We start from the raw sequence: 19,588 nt of genomic DNA on the forward strand, positions 1-19,588 counted from the left end.
CGAAGGAGTACGAATCATGAGAAACACCCGAAGGATCCTCCCCGCCGTGACCCTCCTCGGAGTGGCCGCCCTCACCGCAGGCTGCGCCGGGGGGACCTCGCCCGGCGCCGACGGCGACGGACCCGTCGAGATCACCTACTGGCTGTGGCAGGACGACGCCACGGACGGCACGTGGACCGACCTCGCGGAGGAGTTCAACAGCTCGCAGGACGACGTCGAGGTCGTCCTCGAGACCATCCCGCTCGACCAGTACCAGAACCAGCTCGTCTCGTCGGCGATGAACGGCACGGGACCGGATGCCGCGCGCAGCAAGGACTGGTGGCTCGGACAGTTCGCCCCGCAGGGCGCCATCGCCGACCTCACGTCCTACGTCGACGGCTGGGAGGGCTCCGACGACGTCGTGGACTCGCTCTGGGATACCGGGCGGCTCCCGGGGTCGGACGAGGTCTACATGCTGCCGCACCAGTACACGACCCTGTACCTCTACTACCGCGTCGACTACTTCGAGGAGCTGGGTCTCGAACCGCCGGCATCGCAGCAGGATCTGCTCGACGCCGCCGCGGCGCTCACGGGCGACGGCCGCTACGGCATCGACGTGCGCGGTGGCGCGGGCGGACAGGATCAGTGGCTGGCCTGGATGTACGCGGGCGGCGCATCGGTCGTCGACGACGAGGGAGAGATCGTGCTCGACGATGCCGAGGCCGTCGCCGTCAACGAGGACTACCTGAGCATCGTCACCGATCTGCAGGCGGCCCCTCCGGGGTCCATCACCGCCGCGTTCGCGGACGTCAAGACGAACTTCGTCGAGGGTCTCACCGGGATGATGATCCATCACCCCGGCTCACTGAAGGAGCTCCAGGGCGTGTTCGGCGACGACCTCGGCGTGGTCCCGATCCCGACGGGCGACGGTGAGCCCGGAGCGACTCTCGGCAGTATGAGCGGCAACGTCATTATGGAGGGCTCGGACAAGAAGGATGCCGCCTGGGCTTGGATCTCCTGGCTCAGCGAGGAGGCGCAGATCGAGAAGATGTCGGCGTCGCCCCAGGGTCAGCTCCCCGTGCTGGAGTCCGTGATCGACACCGATGCCTACACGAGCGACCCGCAGCTCGCGGTCGCGGTCGATGCGATCAGGACGGCGAAGACCTGGCCGGCGCTCGAGGGAGTGGCCGAGCTCGCGGCGAAGGAGTGGAACCCGCTGATCCAGCAGGGCTTCCAGGGCGAGGCCAGCAGCCAGGACGTGCTGACCAAGATGGCCGACGTCCTCCGCTGAGACCCGACATGACCAGCTCCACTCTCACCGAGGCCGTCGTCACCGGCCGGCCGGCACCGCGCCGGCCGGTGGCGCGGCCGCGTCGTCGGGCCCGCCGCGGCTCGCTCGCCCCGCTGCTGCTCCTCACGCCGGCCATCGTGCTCGTCGCCGTGTTCGCCGGCTACCCGCTCGTGCGCTCCATCTGGTTCTCACTCAACGACGTGAGCGTCTTCACCGGGATGACGCAGTTCGTCGGTTTCGAGAACTTCGCCCGTGTGATCGGCGCGGCCGAGTTCCTGCCCACTCTCGGACGCACCGCCATCTGGACGTTCGGAGCGGTGTCCCTGCAGCTGCTGGGCGGCCTCAGTCTCGCCCTGATGCTCAACAACCGCTTCCCGATGCGCGGGGTGTATCGCGGACTCATCATGATCCCGTGGGCGACCCCGAGTGTGCTCGTCGCGCTCATGTGGAAGTGGGTCCTCGACCCCAACAACGGAGTGCTGAACCAGTGGCTCCTCAACGCGGGGGTCATCGATCGGCCCATCGAGTTCCTGTCGCAGAACAGCACTGCGCTGCCGACCCTCGTGATGATCGACGTGTGGCAGGGCATCCCGCTCTTCGCGATCATGATCCTCGCGGCCCTGCAGAGCGTCTCGGGCGAGCTCAAGGAGTCCGCGCAGATCGACGGATGCGGACCGGTGTCCGTCTTCCGACACGTCGTGCTCCCCGCGATCCTGCCGACCATCCTCATCACGACGCTGCTGCGACTGATCTGGACCTCGAACTACGTCGACCTGATCTTCATCCTCACCGGCGGCGGACCCGGCACGTCATCGACCACGCTGGCGCTCGAGTCGTACCTGACCACCTACAAGGCGAGCGACTTCGGATCGGGTGCCGCGTACGCCGTGATCCAGGCGCTGTTCCTCGTGATCTTCATCGCGCTGTACGTGCGCCTCTCCCGGAAGGGATCGAACCGCTGATGACCATCTCGACATCTCCGCGCATCCGGGTCGGCCGCACTGTCGGCAAGACCGGATTCGCCATCGCGCTCCTTGGGGTGCTGGGGCTCGTGCTCGGCCCGTACATCGTCATGCTGCTCACCTCGCTCACCCCGCGAGACGAGCTCGCGGGCGCCGGCGCCAACCTGATCCCGTCGGAGTTCACGATCGCGTCGTACGAGGAGCTCGTGACGACGACGCCGTTCCTCACCTACCTCCGCAACAGCTTCGCCGTCGCGGCGATCGCCGTGCCGATCACCCTGATCGTCTCGACCGGGGCCGCCATCGCGATGTCGCGCTTCGATTTCCGAGGGCGCGGCGCCGTGATGATCGGTCTGCTGCTCGCGCAGATGTTCCCGGCGGTGCTCCTCGTGATCTCGCTCCAGGGTCAGCTGCGCGGCATGGGTCTGATGGACACCACGGTGGGACTCGCGCTCGTGCACGCGGCGTTCGCGACCCCGTTCGCGACCTGGCTGCTCAAGGGGTTCGCCGACTCCATCCCCCGCGAGATCGAGGAGGCGGGGCAGATCGACGGAGCCTCGTCGCTGCAGATCATCCGCATCCTCCTCCTGCCGCTCCTGCGGCCGGGGATGGTCGCGGCCGGCACCTACGCGTTCATCCTCACCTGGAACGAGTTCCTCTACGCGCTGACCTTCACATCGCAGACCGCCACGAGGACCCTCCCCGTGGGTCTGCACCTGTTCATCGGCGAGTACCAGATCCGCTGGGACCTGCTCACCGCGGGCGGCGTGCTCTCGGTGCTCCCCGTGGTCGTCGGCTTCCTGCTCGTGCAGAAGCGCCTCGTCGCCGGCCTCGCGGCCGGCGCCGTCAAGGGCTGACGTCCGTTTCCCCTCTCCCCGCCTCTCGGAAGGACCATCCATGAAAATCGAATCCATCGACCTCCAGCTCTCCCGCATCCCCCTGCCGAAGGGGCCGTGGGGCGACCAGATCCACAAGGTCACCCACATCGAGATCCTCCTCGCCGACATCACCACCGACACCGGCCTCGTCGGCACCGGCTTCAGCCACACCTCCGGTGTCGGCGGGCAGATGATGATGGCCGCCCTGCGCGAGCTGATCCCGACGCTGATCGGCAAGGACGTGAACCCGCGCGCGGTCTGGCATCACTCGTGGCAGTACCTGCGCGACAACGGCCCCGGGGGCACCACCACGCTCGCGATCGCGGCGATCGACATCGCGCTCTGGGATCTGCTGGGCAAGCACCACCAGCAGCCGCTCGCTCGTCTGCTCGGCAAGGTGCGCGACCGTGTCGCACTCTACGGCAGCGGGATCAACCTCAACCTGTCGGCTGAGGAGGTCGTCGAGCAGGTCAAATCCTGGAAGGCCGACGGCTACGCGGCCGGCAAGGTCAAGGTCGGCAAGCCGGACCTCGAGGAGGACGTCTACCGTCTCACCAAGATCCGCGAGGCGGTGGGGGAGTACCCCCTGATGGTCGACGCCAACCAGGGCTGGACCTACGGCGAGGCCGTGCGCGCCGTCACGCGCTTCCGCGATCTGAACCTCTACTGGGTCGAGGAGCCGCTGCGCGTCGACGACGTCGAGTCGCACGCGCGGCTGCGCGCGCGCTCCCCGATCCCGATCGGTCTGGGCGAGAACGTCTACACGCTGCAGCAGTTCACGCAGTACCTCGTCGCCGACGCCTGCGACTTCATCCAGGCCGATGTGGGCCGCGTCGGCGGCATCACGCCGTACATGGACATCGCCGCCCTCGGTCGCGGGTTCAGCGCCCCCATGACGCCGCACTTCGTGATGGAGCTGACGGCGAACGTGCTCTGCGCCGTGCCGAACGCGCTGTTCGGCGAGATGACGGACGGCGGCACCCTGTCGGATCTCGGCGTCATCCGGCCGCAGCTGCCGCAGAACGGATTCTTCGTCCCGAACGACTCCCCGGGCAACGGTCTCGAGTACGACCGTGAGAACCTCGCCCGCCTCGCGGTGCAGTGAGCGGAACGGAACCCCGATGACTGACATCTTCGACGTCTCCGACCGCATCGTCCTCGTGACCGGAGGGCTGGGCCAGATTGGCGCGGCCTTCGTCCGGGAGCTCCACGACCGCGGCGCCCGCGTCGCGGTCGGCTCTCGCAGCGCCGACCGCGAACGGCTGCGCGGGGTCTTCCCCGAGATCGCCGACAGCGATCGACTCCTGGCCGTCGCTCTCGACATCGTCTCGTCCGAGAGCGTCAACCGCGGGCTCGACCTCATCGAGCAGACGTGGGGTGCCGCGCCGGATGCCGTGATCAACAATGCGGGTCTCGACACCCAGCCGAGCGCTCCACCCGAGGTCTCCGGTCCGTTCGAGGACTTCCCGGTCGAGGTCTTCCGCGAGGTCGTCGACGTGAACCTCGTCGGCACCTTCGTGGTGACGCAGGCAGCCGGAGCGCGCATGCGCGCGGCCGGTCGACCGGGATCGATCGTGAACGTCGGCTCGATCTACGGGATGGTCTCCCCGGTGCAGGACATCTACGCCTACAAGGAGGAGCAGACCGGGGTCCCGTTCGTGAAGCCGGTGGCCTATTCGGCGGCGAAGTCCGGCCTCTACAACCTGACCCGCTACTGCGCCACGTACTGGGGGCGCCAGGGCATCCGCGTGAACACCCTCACGCCGTCGGGCGTGGGACGCGACACCCAGGACGCGACGTTCCAGAAGAACTACACCGATCGCATCCCGATCGGGCGGATGGCCGATGCGACCGACTTCTCGGGGGCAGCGGTGTTCCTGATCTCGGACGCGTCGAGCTACATGACCGGATCCAACCTCGTGATCGACGGGGGATGGACCGCATGGTGACGACGGCGGCCGACCTCGGCGTGCTCATGGCGGCGATCGCGTCCCCCGCCGATCCGGACGGAGCGCTGCGCACCGACCTGCTCGCCGCGCTCGTCGAGGACTATGTGCGGCGCGGCGTCGAGGGGATCTACTGCTGCGGGTCCTCCGGCGAGGGGCTGCTGCTGACCGACGACGAGCGCACTCAGGTGGTCGAGACCGCGGTCGAGGCGGCGGCGGACCGCATACCCGTGGTCGCGCACGTCGGCGCGCTGTCGACCCGCGACGCCATCTCGCTCGCGCAGCGTGCCGAGCGCGCGGGGGCCTCGGCGCTGTCGATGATCCCGCCGATCTACTACTCCTATGGAGCGCACGCCGTCGTCGACCACTACCGCGCGGTGCTCGACGCCGTCGACCTCCCGCTCATCGTCTACAACATCCCGCAGTTCACGGGCACGGAGTTCACCCTCGAGTCGGCAGGGGCCCTTCTCGGCGACCCCCGTGTCATCGGGCTCAAGCAGACCGCGCACAACATGTACGCGCTGGAGCGGATGAAGGACGCCTTCCCCGACAAGGCGTACATCAATGGGTTCGACGAGGTCTTCGTCCCGGCGCTCGCCGCCGGGGCGCGCGGCACGATCGGCACGACGGTCGGACTGCAGATCGAGCTGTTCCTGCAGGCACGTCGACTGCTGGAGCAGGGAGACCTCCCGGGAGCGCAGCGTGTGCAGAGCCGCATCAACCGGGTGATCTCCGAGCTGGTCGCGGTCGACGTCTTCCCCGCCGCGAAGTACCTCTCCGGGCGCAGCGCCGGGGGAGCGGGATCGCTGGGCGACTGCCGACGCCCCTTCCGTCCGCTGTCTCCGGCCGATCGCGCGCGGTTGGACGCCCTGGGCGAGGAGCTCGACGGCTTCCTCGCAGAGGTGTGAGGCGCTCGATCTGACATCGATTACAGTGAGTGCCCATGGCCACGATCTACGACGTCGCGTCCCGCGCGGGCGTGTCTCCGGCGACCGTGTCCCGGGTCTTCAACGGCACGAGCGTGTCGCAGGAGAAGGCGGATGCCGTGCGGCGCGCGGCATCCGAGCTGGCGTTCACGCCCAACCGCGCCGCGCGCAACCTGCGCCTCCAGAGCTCCGAGGTGATCGCGCTCGTGATCCCCGACATCGAGAACCCGTACTTCACCGAGATGGCACGCGGCGTCGAGGACGTCGCGTCGGAGGCGGGGTACTCGGTGGTGCTCTGCAACTCTGACTCCCAGGTCGACAAGGAGGCGGCGTATCTGCGCATCGCGATGGCCGAGCACATGTCGGGCGTGATCATCGCGACCGCAGACGGCACATCCGACCTCGACGGCATCGTCGCGACGGGCCGCCCCGTCGTCGCGGTCGATCGTGCGACGGCCTACGACATCGACGGTGTCGTGATGGCGAACCGGGAGGCCGGCAGCTCGGCGGCGAAGGTCCTGCTCGACGCAGGTCACCGGCGGATCGCCTACATCGGCGGGCCCGAGCACATCGACACGGCCGTCGAGCGCGCCGCGGGCTGGCGTGCGGTGCTGACCGCGGCGCACCCCGATCTGGATCTCGACGAGCTCGAGCGGTTCTCGACCTTCCGTGTCGACGGCGGGCGCGATGCGATGCAGGAGCTCCTCGCGCTGCCCGAGCCGCCGGATGCCGTCGTCGCCGGCAACAACCTGATCGGCGTGGGTGCGATCCAGGTGCTCAGCGAGCAGGGCCTGACCCCGCCGCGGATCGGCGTCGCGGTGATCGGCTCCCTGCCCTTCACGACGCTGTCGCCGACTGCGGTGACGGTCGTTCGTCTGCCGGCCCGGCAGATGGGGGTCAGCGCGGCGCGGATGCTGTTCGAACGCATCGGCGGCGACCGCAGGCCGCCGCGCACCGTGGTGCTGTCGGGCGAGGTCCTGCCCGCGCGCGTCGCACATCGCTGACGCACCCGAGGACACAGCGCTCACGCTACTGCGAGCGCCAGAAGCGGGTCGCCAGGTTCGTGAGCTCGGTGTCGAGATCGTCCACCTTGCCCTCGACGCGCGTGAGCCGGGTATCGAGGGAGTCGAGCCGCACCGTCACGACGTCGAAGCCGGCACGCGTCTCCGCTCGCAGCGCACCGATCTCTGCGCGCAGCACCCGAATGAACTGCGTCGTCATCAGGGTCATCCCGCCGAGCATCGCCATGGCGAAGATGCCGATCATCGTCCAGGCCTGCGGATCGCTCATCTCCATAACCCAATTGTTCGTCGAGGGGATCAGGATGTCACCGCAGGTCCGCACTGTATGCCGGAGTACCCGGGGATCGTGCACAACTCGATCGCGCGAGCGCCGGTGCAGGGGCGATCGCCGCAGACCGGTTGTGTCATGAAATCGATTTCAGCTACAGTTGCAGAACACGTGCGATCAAGGAGGACGCGAGTCATGACCTACACCCTGCCGGCACCGGCATCCCGACCGGCCACTGCCCCGAAGACGGCGTACCTGATCGCATCGGGAGACCTGCGCGAAGCCGCGAACACCGGCGGCTGGCCCGTGCAGGTCGAACTCGAAGCCGGTGTCACGGGCGTCTTCACTGACCTCGGCTGGACGGTCGTCCGCGCCAACGAGGTCGACCCCGAGACCGGGCACGGCTTCATCTCGAGCCAGCGCATGGGCCTCGAGGTCTTCAGGAACATCCCGGTCGATGCTCCGCTCATCGTGGCCGAGGCGGTGTGGCAGTACTCGCACCACGTGCTCGCCGGACTCCGCACGCATCAGGGGCCGATCCTGACCGTCGCCAACTTCGCCGGAGACTGGCCCGGCCTCGTGGGGCTGCTGGGCCTCAACGCGGGACTCACGAAGATGGGCAAGCCGTACGCGACCATCTGGTCGGTCGACTTCACCGACGAGTGGTTCCGTGACGGCATCCGCGAATGGACCGAGACCGGATCGATCACCCACGACGCGTCGCACGTGCGGCCGCTGCCCGAGCTTCCCGAGAGCCCGGAGAAGCAGCTGGGCGAGGCGCTCGCCGCCGAACTGCTCGCCGAGAAGGCCATCGTCGGCGTCTTCGACGAGGGCTGCATGGGCATGTACAACGCCATCTTCGACGATGAGCTGCTGAATCAGACCGGCATCTACAAGGAGCGGCTCTCGCAGTCGGCGCTCTACGCCGAGATGCTCGAGGTCACGGAAGACGAGGCGGATGCCGCCTACGACTGGCTGATCGATGCCGGCATGACGTTCGTCTACGGCGAGGATGCCGCCACCGAGCTCACCCGCGAGCAGGTGCAGTGGCAGCTGAAGATGTACATCGCCGCCCTCCGCATCGCCGACGACTTCGGGCTCGACGCGGTCGGCATCCAGTACCAGCAGGGCCTGAAGGACCTCGTGCCGGCGTCGGACCTTGCCGAGGGCATCCTGAACTCGACAGAGCGTCCGCCGGTGACCTCGCGCGACGGCTCGCGGGTGCTGCATGAGGGGCGCGCGTTCCCGCACTTCAACGAGGCCGACGAGGGCGTCGCGGTCGACGCGCTCGTCACCGACCGGGTGTGGCGCGCCATGGGTCTCGTGCCCGACAACACGCTGCACGACGTGCGCTGGGGTGAGGACTTCGACGGCGAGTTCGTGTGGGTCTACGAGATCTCGGGCTCCGTGCCGGCCTCGCACCTCGGCGGATGGCAGAACGCCGAAGGATGGCGTCAGGGCCATGTCTTCTTCCCCGCGGGCGGCGCCACGATCAACGGCGTCTCGAAGCCGGGTGAGATCGTGCTCTCGCGCGTGTTCATCGCCGACGGCATCCTGCAGGCCGACATCTTCCGGGCGTCCGTCGTCGAGCTGCCTGCGGAAGAGACCCAGCGGCGCAAGGACGCCACGAACCCCGAGTGGCCCATCGCTCACGTCGTGCTGCACGGTGTCTCGCGCGACCAGTTCATGGCCCGCCACAAGGCCAACCACGCCCAGCTCGTCTACGCGCCTGATGCCGAGACGGCTGACCGGGCGCTGATCGCGAAGGCGGCGATGTTCCAGGGGATGGGCATCAAGGTCAACCTGGTCGGAGACGTCTCGGTCTGAGCGTGAGCCGTCCGGGGAGGGCGGAGAGGGATACGAGGGGCGGATGCTGCGGCATCCGCCCCTCGTCGTCGTCGCCTTCCCCCTCGATCACTTAAGCGCTATAGTCGGCGGCAGGTCGCGACGACGCGGCCGGATTCGACAACGACGCCGAAGGAGACGATTCGGTCATGGGCCAGAACGTCAGGAATCACCGATTCAGAAGAAGCATCGCCGGTCTCGGCGCGCTCGCCACCGCCGCGGCGGGGATCCTCGCCGGAACGACAGGGGCCGCCGCCGAGGAGGCTGACGCAGTCGAACCGAAGCTCGCCGTGTACGTCGAAGTCAACTCGAACGATTTAGCGAACGTGGCGGACTACACTCTCGCCGACTCGGGAGACGCCGCGATCGACATGGCGATGATCTTCGCCGCCAACATCAACTACGACGGCGAGAAGGCGTATCTGCACTTCAACGAGCGGGTCACCGAGACCCTCGAGAATGCCGAGACGCAGATCCGGCCGGTGCAGGAGACGGGCACCGAGGTGCTGCTCTCGGTGCTCGGCAACCACCAGGGAGCGGGCTTCGCGAACTTCACGTCCTACGCGCAGGCGGACGCGTTCGCCGCGCAGCTGGCTGACGCCGTGACCACCTACGGCCTCGACGGCATCGACTTCGACGACGAGTGGACCGAGTACGGAGTCAACGGCACGCCTCAGCCCAACGCGGAATCGTTCGGCTGGCTGGCCACGGCGCTGCGTGATCGTCTCGGCCCCGACAAGATCATCAGCCTGTATGCGATCGGTCCGACGTACACGATGACCGATTTCACCCTGTTCGACGCGGCGAACGTGCTCGATTACGCGTGGAACCCGTACTACCCGACGTATGACGCGCCGACCGTGCCGGGACTCGACGATCGCAGCCGCATCGGGGCCGCGGCGATCGATCTCTCCCAGACGAGCGCGGCAACGGCGGCGGACTTCGCGACGCGCACGGTCGCCGACGGCTACGGCGTCTATGTCGCCTACAACCTCACCGCGACAGATCAGTCGGCGTATCTCTCGGGAATCACGCAGGCTCTGAAGGGCGAGGCGACGGAGTACCGGGCCGCACCGCGCGACACCACATCGCCGACGGTCACGATCAAGGAGGGCTCGCAGTTCACCAAGCTCAGGGTCGACGGGTCGTACCAGCGCGTGAGCTTCGCTCTGCACGACGAGGGAAAGGTCGACCGCCTGTTCCTGAATGGCGTCGAGAAGGACCTGGTCGACGATCGATGGAGTGACCTGAACCGCGTCAAGCCGGGAGCGTTCGGCGCTGTGGCGGGCGAGAACACCCTGAAGGTCGTCGACGTCGCAGGGAACGCCACCGAGGTGACGTTCGTCCTGTCGAAGTGATCGCCCCGACATCGGCAGGTCAGCTGAGGTCGAAGAGCTCCAGCTGACGGACCGTGACCTCGGCCTCCGTCCGCACGCGGATGGCCGGGGTCACGACGGACTCCGCGAAGGTGAACGGGGTCGTGCGGTCGGCGGGCAGACGATCGTGGTGCGTCGTCTGCGCCGCCGTCCACGAGCCGTCGGCGTCGAGGAACTCCCAGACGAGGGCGCGCGACGGCGCGGTGCCGATCACCGTCACGGTGACGTCGGTCACGGTCTGCGGCTCGGCGAAGCGCCATCCAGCCCACTCGCCGACAGCCAGCGCGACACCGCTCGATCCGAGCGGGTCGCCGTCGTCGAACAGGGCGCCGGCGCCGGCGACGCCGGACGAGGCGATCGCCTCTCCCGGTCTGCCGACTGCGCCACGGCCCCTGGCGTCGGCATCCCCACTCGTCGTCAGGTCGCGTCGCCACTCCGAGACCGGAGGCGACTCGCGCGCGCCCGTCTCGAGCGCGTCCCCCGGGTCCGTGCCGAAGATCAGCTCGACCTCGGCGTCGCCGACGATCGCATCGATCGCGAGTTCGGCCCTCTCGAGTGCGGTCCCGTCGAGACGTGCGCTCACGAGCACATGGGCGCCCGGCGCGCGGCGATGAGATCGGATGCGCAGCGACGAGCGGTCGCCGCGGTCGATGCGGATGTCGTCGAGAAGCGGAGACCCGATGCGCAGCACTCCCGAGCCGAGCTCCAGCGGGTAGAGACCGAGGGCTGCCCACAGCCACCACGCGCTCATCTCGCCGTTGTCCTCGTCGCCCGGGAAGCCCTGACCGATGTGCGCGCCGGCGAAGAGGCGACCGGCGAGATCATTGACGATCTCGCCGCTGCGCCAGGGGCGGTCGCTGAAGGCGTACATGAACGGGATGTGGTGGGCCGGCTGATTCGAGATCGCGCACATGCCCGATCGCAGCGCCCGTGCTTCGCGCTGCTCGTGGATCACCGCGCCGTACGAGCCGCCGAACCGATCGTCGGCCGTCTCGGGCTCGGCGAAGAGGGCGTCGAGGTGTCGGCCGAGGGCGGCCGGGCCTCCGTGCAGCGCGGCCAGTCCCGCTCCGTCGTGCACCGCGCCGACCGACATTCCCCAGGCGTTCGTCTCGACGTTGTCGCCGCCCCACATCCGCGGGTCGAAGTCCGGCGTGAAGGCCCCGGCCGAGTCGCGTCCGCGCAGGAACCCGGACTCCGCATCGAACAGTGTGCGGTACGAGAGCGCGCGATTGGCGAAGTACCGGGCGAATGCGCGATAGCGCGCGGCATCCGTGGTCGATACCGCCTCCGCAGCGAGCTGCGCGGCGAAGCGGCCGAGCGCGGCGTCGCTCACGGCATTCTCGATCGTCCAGCTCATGCCCTCGGGCACCTCCGAGGCGATGTACCCGGTGAAACGACCGCGCGCGATGCCCTTGCGGCCGCGGAGTGCGTCGGGTCCGGGTTCGCAGGCGTTCCGCCATCCGCTCTCGAAGGCCGTCGCGCGATCGAAATCGACGCCCCAGCGGGCGGCGTCGGCGAAGATCTGGTCGCTCGAGGTGCCGACCATGCTGTCGACGTATCCGGGCGCGCTCCACCTCGCCATCCAGCCCCCGCGACGGTACTGCTCGAGCTGGCCGTCGAGCAGCCTGCCGGTCAGCGAAGGATCGAGCAGTGCGAGCGCCGGCCACTCGGTGCGATAGGTGTCCCAGTAGCCGTTGTTCACGACGAGCTCGCCGTCGACGATCGGCGCGGTGGTCTCGCTCTCCCCGAACGGCTCACGAGGGGCGAAGACATCGGCGAAGCGATACGCCGTCGCCTCCGTGGTGCCGGCATTCTCGGCGGCGGTGTTCGGATACAGATGCATCCGGTGCAGCGCGGCGGCGATGCGGTCCCGATTCTCGTCGTCGGTCAGCCGGCGGTACGGCTCCTCCTCCGCGGGAAGGGGCGGGACGGTCACGCGACCCAGCACCCGATTCCAGGATGCTGCTGCATCAGCGCGCAGGTCCTCATAGGCGGCGCTGCGGGGAGCCTCGAGGTCGAGACTTCGCCTGGCCTGCTCGACCGACAGGAATGACACCGCCACCCGCACCTCGAGCGATCCGCGCCCCGCGACGTATCCGGCGACGCGCGCCCGTCCGTCGTCGTCGAGCGCGCCCCGTGGGCCGGGCCCGTCGTCTGCCTCGCCGCGCACCACGATCCCCGCGAAGTAGCAGCGCGGCGCATTGCCCCAGTCTTCGGAGCCCTCGGGAGTCCAGCCTTCGAAGCCGCCGGCCTCGGTCCAGACGAGTCGTCCCTCGTCGGTGGGCTGGTCGATCACGAAGCCGACGGTCCGGCGCGGGTCGTCGCCGTGCACCCGGAACGCGGCGGCGTGCGACGTCGCCGTCATCTCAGCGTGAAGACCGCCGCCGAGATCGACGGCGTACTCGTGTGGCCGGGCGCGCTCCGAACCCGGAGTGATCCAGCGGCGCCTCTTCTCGCGCACCGACGTCGGGTGGCCGTCGAAGGGCATGAGCTGCAGCACGGACCGGTCACCGATCCACGGACTCGGCTGGTGCGAGAACTGCAGCGCCTCGAGACGTCGCCCGGGCGGATCGTCATGGATGCTGGGTCGATACGGCCAGCGCGTGTCGCACGCGTCGGTGGCCGGCGTGACGAAGGTGAAGCCATGGGGCACGGCCACGGCGGGGATCGTGTTGCCCCGCGAGAATCGAGGGCCGGAATGGCTGCCGCGGCGGGTGTCGACGCGCTCGACCGGGGGTGGATCGTCGACGGCATCCTGTTCCTCGAGCGCGAACTGCACGAAACCCGTCACGCGCGCGGGCAGGTCGGTTCGGGTGCTGAGCGTCGCGGTTCCCAGCACGAGCTCGACGGTGCCGACGGCGTCGCGCTCGGGACCGAGGCACAGCGGCGCGAGCGACACCGTGTCGGCGTTCCACTGCTCGGGCATGCTCCAGCGCGCGGCGAACTGGGCGTCAGCGGTGAGGGCGAAGTCGTACCTGTCGCGCACGGCGGAGATGTCGCTCAACCGTGCACCGCCGGCCGTGCGCACATCGATGCTCACCGCGAGCGCCGCATGGGGAGGGTGAGTCGCCGCCGGGCCGTCGGCGTAGAACGCCCAGTGGACCAGGGTGCCGGGAGTGATCGAGAACTCGGCGAGGCCTGGCACCTCGATCCGCTGTTCGCCCGCTGACGGATCGAACGAGAACGCGAAGACGGGGCCCGCGAGCACACCTGCTCGCGGGCGTGACGAGGGAGGGTCTGCCGGTCCGTCGGCCGGCGTGAGATCGGCGGCGCTCACCCCTTGACCGCGCCCTCCTGCACGCCCTTGAAGAAGAACCGCTGCGTGAACGAGAACATGATCACGATCGGCACGAGCGCGATCATGGTGCCCGCCGCGATCAGGCGCGGATCGACCGAGAAGCTGCTGTTCAGGTAGGCCATGCCGACGGTCAGCGTGTACTTCGACGGATCGGAGAGCACGATGAGCGGCCAGAGGTAGTCGTCCCATGCGCCGATGAAGGCGAAGATGGCGACGACCGAGACCATGCCGCGGATGTTCGGCCACACGATGTGGCGGATGCGCTGCCAGGTCGTCGCTCCGTCGACGGTCGCGGCATCCAGCACGTCCTTCGGGATCATCCGGCACGCGGTGGCGACGAGCAGCACGTTCATCGCGCTGATGGCACCGGGCAGGAACACGCCCCACAGGGTGTCGGCGAGCCCCAGGGCCCGGATGGTGAGGAAGTTGCTCGTGACGGTGACCTCGCCCGGGAACAGCAGGGTCGAGAGCAGGATGGCCATCACGATCCACTTGCCACGGAAGCGCATGCACCCGAGGGCGTATCCGGCGAAGGTCGCGAGGATCACGTTGCTGAGCACCGTGCCCACCGAGACGAGCAGCGAGTGCCAGGCGTAGAGGTAGACCGGCACGATCTCGGCGACTGTGACGTAGTTCTGCAGCGTCGGCTCGCGCGGGATGAGGTTCGGGGGGAAGGAGTAGATGTTCTCCTGCGGTCCCTTGAACGACGTCGACAACTGCCAGAGGAACGGCCCGATCACGAGCACCAGCACGAACAGCAGGAGGGCGTAGCGGCCGATCAGCCCACCGAGCGTCGGCTTGCTGAAGTCGCCGGAGCCGCGGCGGCGGAAGAGGGGTTCGCGCGTGGTCGGCGTGGGCTGATCGTCGGGGCGCGGATCGGCGTCGATGCGGGGCGGAGTGAGGGTGCTCATGCGGAGACCTTCGCCTTCTTCTCGCGATTCATGAAGGCGATCGCGGCGAGCGGGATGAGGGTGAGGAGGAACAGGGCGACGCTGATCGCCGACGCATAGCCGATGTTGCCGTTGAGACCCGAGCCGACCTGGCGGATCAGCATCACGAGAGACATGTCGTATCCGCCGGGACCGCCTGTGCTCTTCGACAGCACGTCGAGCTCGGCGAACACCCTCATCGCCGACACGGCGATCAGCACCGCGATCAGGAGCATGGCGCCGCGCACCGAGGGAATCGTGACCGACAGGAAGCGACGGAACGAGCCGGCACCGTCGAGCATGGCCGCCTCGTGCAGCTCCTTGCCGACGTTGCCGAGGGCGGCGAGGTACACGACCATGTAGTAGCCGAGACCCTTCCACACCGTGAGCAGGATCGCACAGCCGAGCAGCAGCCACCGGTCGACGAGGAATGCCATCGGCTTGTCGACGAGGCCGAGGAATTCGAGCGTCTGGTTGATGATGCCGCGGCTGTCGAACAGCCACGTCCAGATCAGGGCGACCACGACGACGGAGGCGATCACCGGGAAGTAGAAGGTGGTGCGGAAGAACGCGATGCCCGGCAGCTTCTTCTGCACGAGCAGGGCGAGCAGCAGGGGAAGGATCGTGAGCAGCGGGACGCAGATGACCACGTAGATGATGCACGTGGTGAGCGCGTTCCAGAACATCTCATCGCCGAACATCCGCTCGTAGTTCGCACCGCCGACGAACTCGGGGGTCCGCAGCGGCTTCGCATCGGTGAAGCTCAGGAAGACGGTGTTGAGGAACGGCCAGAGCGCGAACACCAGCACCCAGACGACGGCGGGGCCGAGGAGCAGCCAGGGTGTGAACCACCGGTGCGATCGCATGGTCGTCCTCCTGCTCCGGATGCTGGTGTCCGCGCTCATGCTCACTGGTCCACGCGGTTCGCGTTGGCGTACTCGACGATCTTGTCGAGCTGCTCCTGCGCGTCGGCCTCGCCGTTGACGGCGAGCGCGATCTGCTGGGTCATGTACGTCGCCATGTCGGACGTCCACTGGAACGGGATGGCCTTGGCGTCTTCCATGGCCGTGAACACGGTGTCGATCGCGGAGAGCTGCTTCTCGTCGGTGATCGACGACGAGATGTTCTCGACGACGGCGTCACCGCCCGCCGACGTGCCCGGTGCCGTGCCGACGGCGAGCGACGAGAACGCGACCTGGTTCTCCTCGTTCGTCGCGAACTCGGCGAACGCGAGGGCAGCCTCCTTGTTGTCGGAGTCGGCCGAGACGTTCAGGCCCTGCACGTAGAGCGGCGGGATCCCGAGTCGCTGTGTGGCGACCGTGTTCTCGAGAAGTGCGGGCGCATCCTTCGCGAGGTCGGTCGTGAATCCCGTCCCGCCGGTGGTGAACGCCACCTTCTCCTGGATGTATGCCTCGGCGTTCCCGCCGTAGTCGCCGGTCAGCGCCTCGGCGGGCATCGCTCCGGCCGCGTAGGCGTCGGCGTACTTCTCGATGATCTCGGCGGCCTCGGGGGTGTTGAAGTCGAACTCTCCGTCGTCGTTGATGACCTCCATGCCCGCCGACGTGAACGTGTCGAGCGCCGGGATGGATGACAGCAGCTGGACCTTCCCGCCGGACTCGGTCGCGACGTCCTTCGCGAGAGTGAGCAGTTCGTCGACCGTCGTGGGCAGGCTCTCCTCGGTGACGCCGTAGGGAGCGAGCTGAGCGAGGTTCCACCACGACGCGTCGCTGGAGAGGTACCACGGCAGACCGTAGGTGCCCTCGACGCCGGGGTACTGGCTGTAGGCGTCCCATGCGCCGGCGTTGTACGCCGAGGCGAGATCCGGGTCGGCCGTCTCGAGGTCGACCAGCTTGCCCGCGGCGACGAGGGGATACGCGATGTCCGGCGGCAGGTTCAGCACATCGGGGAGCGTGTCGGCGTTCGCCTGGCTCAGGATCTTCTCCTGGTAGCCGTCGCCCGGCTGGTCGAGCCATTCGACCGTGACATCGGGGTGCTCCTTCTCGAACGCGTCGATCAGGTCTTCGAAGTAGGGCGTGAACTTCTCGTTCTTCAGCGACCAGGTCTGGAACTGGATGGTTCCGCTCAGTTCTCCGGACGTGTCGATCGGTCCGTCGGCACCGGATGCGGCGCCGCCACCGGTGCAGCCGGCGAGCGCCATGGCGCCGATCGTGAATGTTGCCAGAGCGACAATGCGTGCAGGAACTTTCATCGTGCTTCTTCCTCGAGGCGGGCGATTGGCGGTGTCCGTCGGGCGGACTACAACGCTTTAGCAGATGAAACCATCGGATCCCGGCCATGTCAAGGTCGCGGGCTCGGTGGGAGGCGAGAGTGGCGGAATTTCGGTGTGCGCACTTCTGCTCAAGCGTTATAGTGATGCGACATGTCCTCGCCGGAGGACTCCGTCGGAAAGGTCCGGACACATGACGCAGCGCCGCGCTCTCGATGCTCCCCTGAGATTCGGGGCGAACTACACGCCGTCGAAGGACTGGATGCACTCCTGGCTCGACTTCACCCCCGACGATGTGCGCAGGGACTTCGCGGCTCTCGCCGCCCTCGGGCTCGACCACGTCCGGGTCTTCCCGCTGTGGACCGTGCTGCAGCCGAATCGCACTCTGATCCGCCCGAAGGCGATCGACGACGTCCGAGCGATGGTCGACATCGGCGCCGAGTTCGACCTCGATGTCAGCGTCGACGTGATCCAGGGGCACCTGTCGAGCTTCGACTTCGTCCCGTCGTGGCTGTACACCTGGCACGACCGCAACATGTTCACCCATCCGAAGGCGCTCAGCGGGCAAGTCGACCTGGTGCACACCCTGGCCGGTGCGCTGCGCGATGCGCCGAACTTCCTCGGTCTCACGCTCGGCAACGAGACGAATCAGTTCTCGGCGCACACGCATCCGTCGCCGTGGCCCGTGACGGTCGACGAGGCCGGGAACTGGATCGAATCGCTGCTCGCGGCGGCCGAGAGCGCAGCCCCCGGTCTCGCGCACGTCCACAGCGAGTACGACGCGGTCTGGTACATGGACGGTCATGGGTTCACCCCCGCCCATGCGTCGCGTCTCGGCGAGATGACGACCATCCACTCCTGGATCTTCAACGGCACGGCTCAGCGCTACGGCGGCCGCTCGGTCGCCTCCGACCGTCACGCCGAGTACCTCATCGAACTTTCCCGTGCGTTCGCCACGGACCGGGATCGACCGGTCTGGCTTCAGGAGGTGGGGGCGCCGTCGAACTGCCTCGACGAGAGCGAGATGCCCGGATTCCTCGAGGCGACTCTGCGTTCGGCGGTGCACACCGAGAACCTCTGGGGCGTGACCTGGTGGTGCTCCCACGATGTGAGCAGAGAGCTGGGCGACTTCCCCGAATTGGAGTACTCCCTCGGACTCGTCGATCAGAGCGGCGCGGCCAAGCCGATCGGCCGCCGGTTCGCCGAGCTGATCCCCGAACTGCGCGAACGGGCCGCGACGCCGGCGCGGGAGACCGCGATCGTCGTCGAGGTCGACGAGCGCGAGGTGCCGGTGAGCCGGGCGGCGCTCAGCCCGGGCGGTGCCGTGTTCCAGGCGTGGGTGGACGCCTGCGAGCGGGGCCTCGACCCGGCCTTCGTGACCTCCCGGACGGCACGCGATGATGTTGCGCTCGCGGCGCGCGGCATCCGCGATCTGGTTCGTCCCGACCTGGCCACGAGCGGCGTCGACCCCTACGGCTCCGTCAACACGGTCGTGAGCGGCTGATCGCGGCGCCCCAGCGGTCGACGACCCGGCGTCAGGAATCGGATGCCGGCGGCGCCGTGCTCTCACGCGCGGTGAGCGTCGGCGTCGGGCCCTGAGCGCTGGGCAGGTTCGCACCTGCGACGATCTGCTGCAGCAGCAGCGTGGCGGCCTGCTCGCCGAGCTCGAACGTGTCGCGGGTCATCGCGGTGATCGAGGGATTGATCAGGCCGGCGATGACCGAGTCGTCGAAGGATGCGATCGAGACGTCGCGGGGAACCGTGCGACCCATCTCCTGAGCGACGCGGAGGCCGGCGACGGCCATCACGTCGTTGTCGTACACGATCGCGGTCGGGCGGGGTCTCGCAGAGAGCAGCGATCGCGTGACCGCGGATGCCCGTGCGGGCGAGAAGTCCGTCGTGATCACTTCGCCGGACACGCCGTCGGCCGCCATGCGATCGAGCACCTCGGCGCGCAGCCGGGTGTGCTCGAGTTCGGCGGGGCCGGCGACGTACGCGATGCGGGTGTGCCCGAGGGCTGCGAGGTAGGAGAAGAGGGTCTCGGCCACCTCGTCGTCGGCGATCCAGACGCTCGGCACCGATCCGTCGGGCGAGGGCTTCGAGCCGATCATCACCGCGCGGGCGTCGAGGGCGGCGATCCGATCGCTGCGCGGGTCGTCGTCGCGGGGATCGATGAGGATGATGCCGTCGACCTGGTTCGAGGAGCGCCACTGCCGGTGCACCTCCATCTCCTCGGCGATGTCGGCGACCAGGCGCAGCTGCAGGCTGACCTTGTTCTCGGACAGCCGGGATTCGATGCCTGCGATGAGGTCGGTGAAGAACGCCTCGGAACCCAGGGAGCGCGCGGGCCGTGCGAGCGCGAAGCCGACCGTGTTGGCACGGGCGCCCACCAGGGCACGCGCCGCCGAGCTCGGCTGCCAGTGGTTCTCCTCGACGATCGCGAGGATCCGCTGCCGCGTCTCGTCGCTCACGCCGGGGCGTCCGTTGAGCGCGAACGACACGGCTCCGGGTGAGACTCCGGCCAAGCGCGCTATGTCCGCGATGGTGACGCGTTTGCCCGAGGTCATGGGCCTCACACTACTTGATCGGTTTAGCCAGTCGGTAGCCGCCTGACCGCCGCCCGAAACGTTTCGTCGCGAAT

The 19,588-nt window shown here is 68.3% G+C and carries 16 protein-coding genes; 10 read left to right on the forward strand and 6 right to left on the reverse strand.

Going from position 1 to position 19,588, the window contains the following annotated elements; all coding sequences use genetic code 11:
* Positions 1–16: 16 nt before the first annotated feature.
* Genes AB0N61_RS13585 through AB0N61_RS13615 form a run of 7 tightly spaced genes read left to right on the forward strand, consistent with a single transcriptional unit; the run spans position 17 to position 6,986 of the window.
* Positions 17–1,270: a sugar ABC transporter substrate-binding protein gene (locus AB0N61_RS13585; RefSeq protein ID WP_363364828.1), complete on the forward strand. Its 1,254-nt coding sequence runs from the start codon at positions 17–19 to the stop codon at positions 1,268–1,270.
* A gap of 8 nt (positions 1,271–1,278) precedes the next feature.
* A complete protein-coding gene (locus tag AB0N61_RS13590; RefSeq protein ID WP_363364830.1) occupies positions 1,279–2,232 on the forward strand; it encodes a sugar ABC transporter permease in 954 nt (317 codons plus the stop codon).
* Positions 2,232–3,089 carry a carbohydrate ABC transporter permease gene (locus tag AB0N61_RS13595; protein WP_363364832.1) on the forward strand — a complete coding sequence of 286 codons (858 nt, stop codon included), beginning with the start codon at positions 2,232–2,234 and terminating at the stop codon, positions 3,087–3,089. The genes AB0N61_RS13590 and AB0N61_RS13595 overlap by 1 nt, the downstream gene beginning before the upstream one ends.
* Positions 3,090–3,129: 40 nt before the next feature.
* Complete coding sequence (locus tag AB0N61_RS13600) at positions 3,130–4,215, forward strand: mandelate racemase/muconate lactonizing enzyme family protein (protein ID WP_167948254.1); 1,086 nt, start codon at positions 3,130–3,132, stop codon at positions 4,213–4,215.
* A gap of 16 nt (positions 4,216–4,231) precedes the next feature.
* Complete coding sequence (locus AB0N61_RS13605; protein WP_167948255.1) at positions 4,232–5,059, forward strand: SDR family oxidoreductase; 828 nt, start codon at positions 4,232–4,234, stop codon at positions 5,057–5,059.
* The gene (locus tag AB0N61_RS13610; protein ID WP_363364834.1) at positions 5,053–5,964 is read left to right on the forward strand and encodes a dihydrodipicolinate synthase family protein; all 912 of its coding nucleotides are present in this window, start codon (positions 5,053–5,055) and stop codon (positions 5,962–5,964) included. The genes AB0N61_RS13605 and AB0N61_RS13610 overlap by 7 nt, the downstream gene beginning before the upstream one ends.
* 35 nt (positions 5,965–5,999) lie before the next feature.
* Entirely contained in the window at positions 6,000–6,986 is a 987-nt protein-coding gene (locus AB0N61_RS13615) for a LacI family DNA-binding transcriptional regulator (RefSeq protein WP_363364836.1), read from the forward strand.
* 25 nt (positions 6,987–7,011) lie between these two features.
* Here the strand turns inward: AB0N61_RS13615 and AB0N61_RS13620 are convergent, their stop codons facing one another.
* Positions 7,012–7,272 carry a hypothetical protein gene (locus AB0N61_RS13620; protein WP_363364838.1) on the reverse strand — a complete coding sequence of 87 codons (261 nt, stop codon included), beginning with the start codon at positions 7,270–7,272 and terminating at the stop codon, positions 7,012–7,014.
* Between the two features lie 195 nt (positions 7,273–7,467).
* On the opposite strand from AB0N61_RS13620, the gene AB0N61_RS13625 reads away from it, so the two are divergent.
* On the forward strand, positions 7,468–9,099 hold the full coding sequence (locus AB0N61_RS13625; protein ID WP_363364839.1) for a fucose isomerase: 1,632 nt from the start codon (positions 7,468–7,470) through the stop codon (positions 9,097–9,099).
* Positions 9,100–9,266: 167 nt separating this feature from the next.
* Positions 9,267–10,475, forward strand: a complete 1,209-nt coding sequence (locus tag AB0N61_RS13630; protein ID WP_363364841.1) for an endo-beta-N-acetylglucosaminidase H — start codon at positions 9,267–9,269, stop codon at positions 10,473–10,475.
* 19 nt (positions 10,476–10,494) lie between these two features.
* Here the strand turns inward: AB0N61_RS13630 and AB0N61_RS13635 are convergent, their stop codons facing one another.
* Genes AB0N61_RS13635 through AB0N61_RS13650 form a run of 4 tightly spaced genes read right to left on the reverse strand, consistent with a single transcriptional unit; the run spans position 10,495 to position 16,929 of the window.
* Entirely contained in the window at positions 10,495–13,770 is a 3,276-nt protein-coding gene (locus AB0N61_RS13635) for a GH92 family glycosyl hydrolase (RefSeq protein ID WP_363364843.1), read from the reverse strand.
* Complete coding sequence (locus tag AB0N61_RS13640; protein WP_167948261.1) at positions 13,767–14,702, reverse strand: carbohydrate ABC transporter permease; 936 nt, start codon at positions 14,700–14,702, stop codon at positions 13,767–13,769. The genes AB0N61_RS13635 and AB0N61_RS13640 overlap by 4 nt, the downstream gene beginning before the upstream one ends.
* Complete coding sequence (locus AB0N61_RS13645) at positions 14,699–15,586, reverse strand: sugar ABC transporter permease (protein ID WP_363364845.1); 888 nt, start codon at positions 15,584–15,586, stop codon at positions 14,699–14,701. The genes AB0N61_RS13640 and AB0N61_RS13645 overlap by 4 nt, the downstream gene beginning before the upstream one ends.
* Positions 15,587–15,627: 41 nt before the next feature.
* Positions 15,628–16,929, reverse strand: coding sequence for an extracellular solute-binding protein (locus AB0N61_RS13650; protein ID WP_363364847.1), 1,302 nt, complete (start codon positions 16,927–16,929; stop codon positions 15,628–15,630).
* A 211-nt stretch (positions 16,930–17,140) separates the two neighbouring features.
* Here AB0N61_RS13650 and AB0N61_RS13655 point away from each other — a divergent pair, with 211 nt between their 5' ends.
* On the forward strand, positions 17,141–18,451 hold the full coding sequence (locus tag AB0N61_RS13655; RefSeq protein WP_363364849.1) for a glycosyl hydrolase: 1,311 nt from the start codon (positions 17,141–17,143) through the stop codon (positions 18,449–18,451).
* Positions 18,452–18,482: 31 nt separating this feature from the next.
* On the opposite strand, the gene AB0N61_RS13660 is transcribed toward AB0N61_RS13655, so the two are convergent.
* Positions 18,483–19,514 carry a LacI family DNA-binding transcriptional regulator gene (locus AB0N61_RS13660; RefSeq protein ID WP_363364851.1) on the reverse strand — a complete coding sequence of 344 codons (1,032 nt, stop codon included), beginning with the start codon at positions 19,512–19,514 and terminating at the stop codon, positions 18,483–18,485.
* Positions 19,515–19,588 lie beyond the last annotated feature (74 nt).

This window comes from Microbacterium sp. NPDC089320 (assembly GCF_040684875.1).
Classification (GTDB): Bacteria; Actinomycetota; Actinomycetes; order Actinomycetales; family Microbacteriaceae; genus Microbacterium.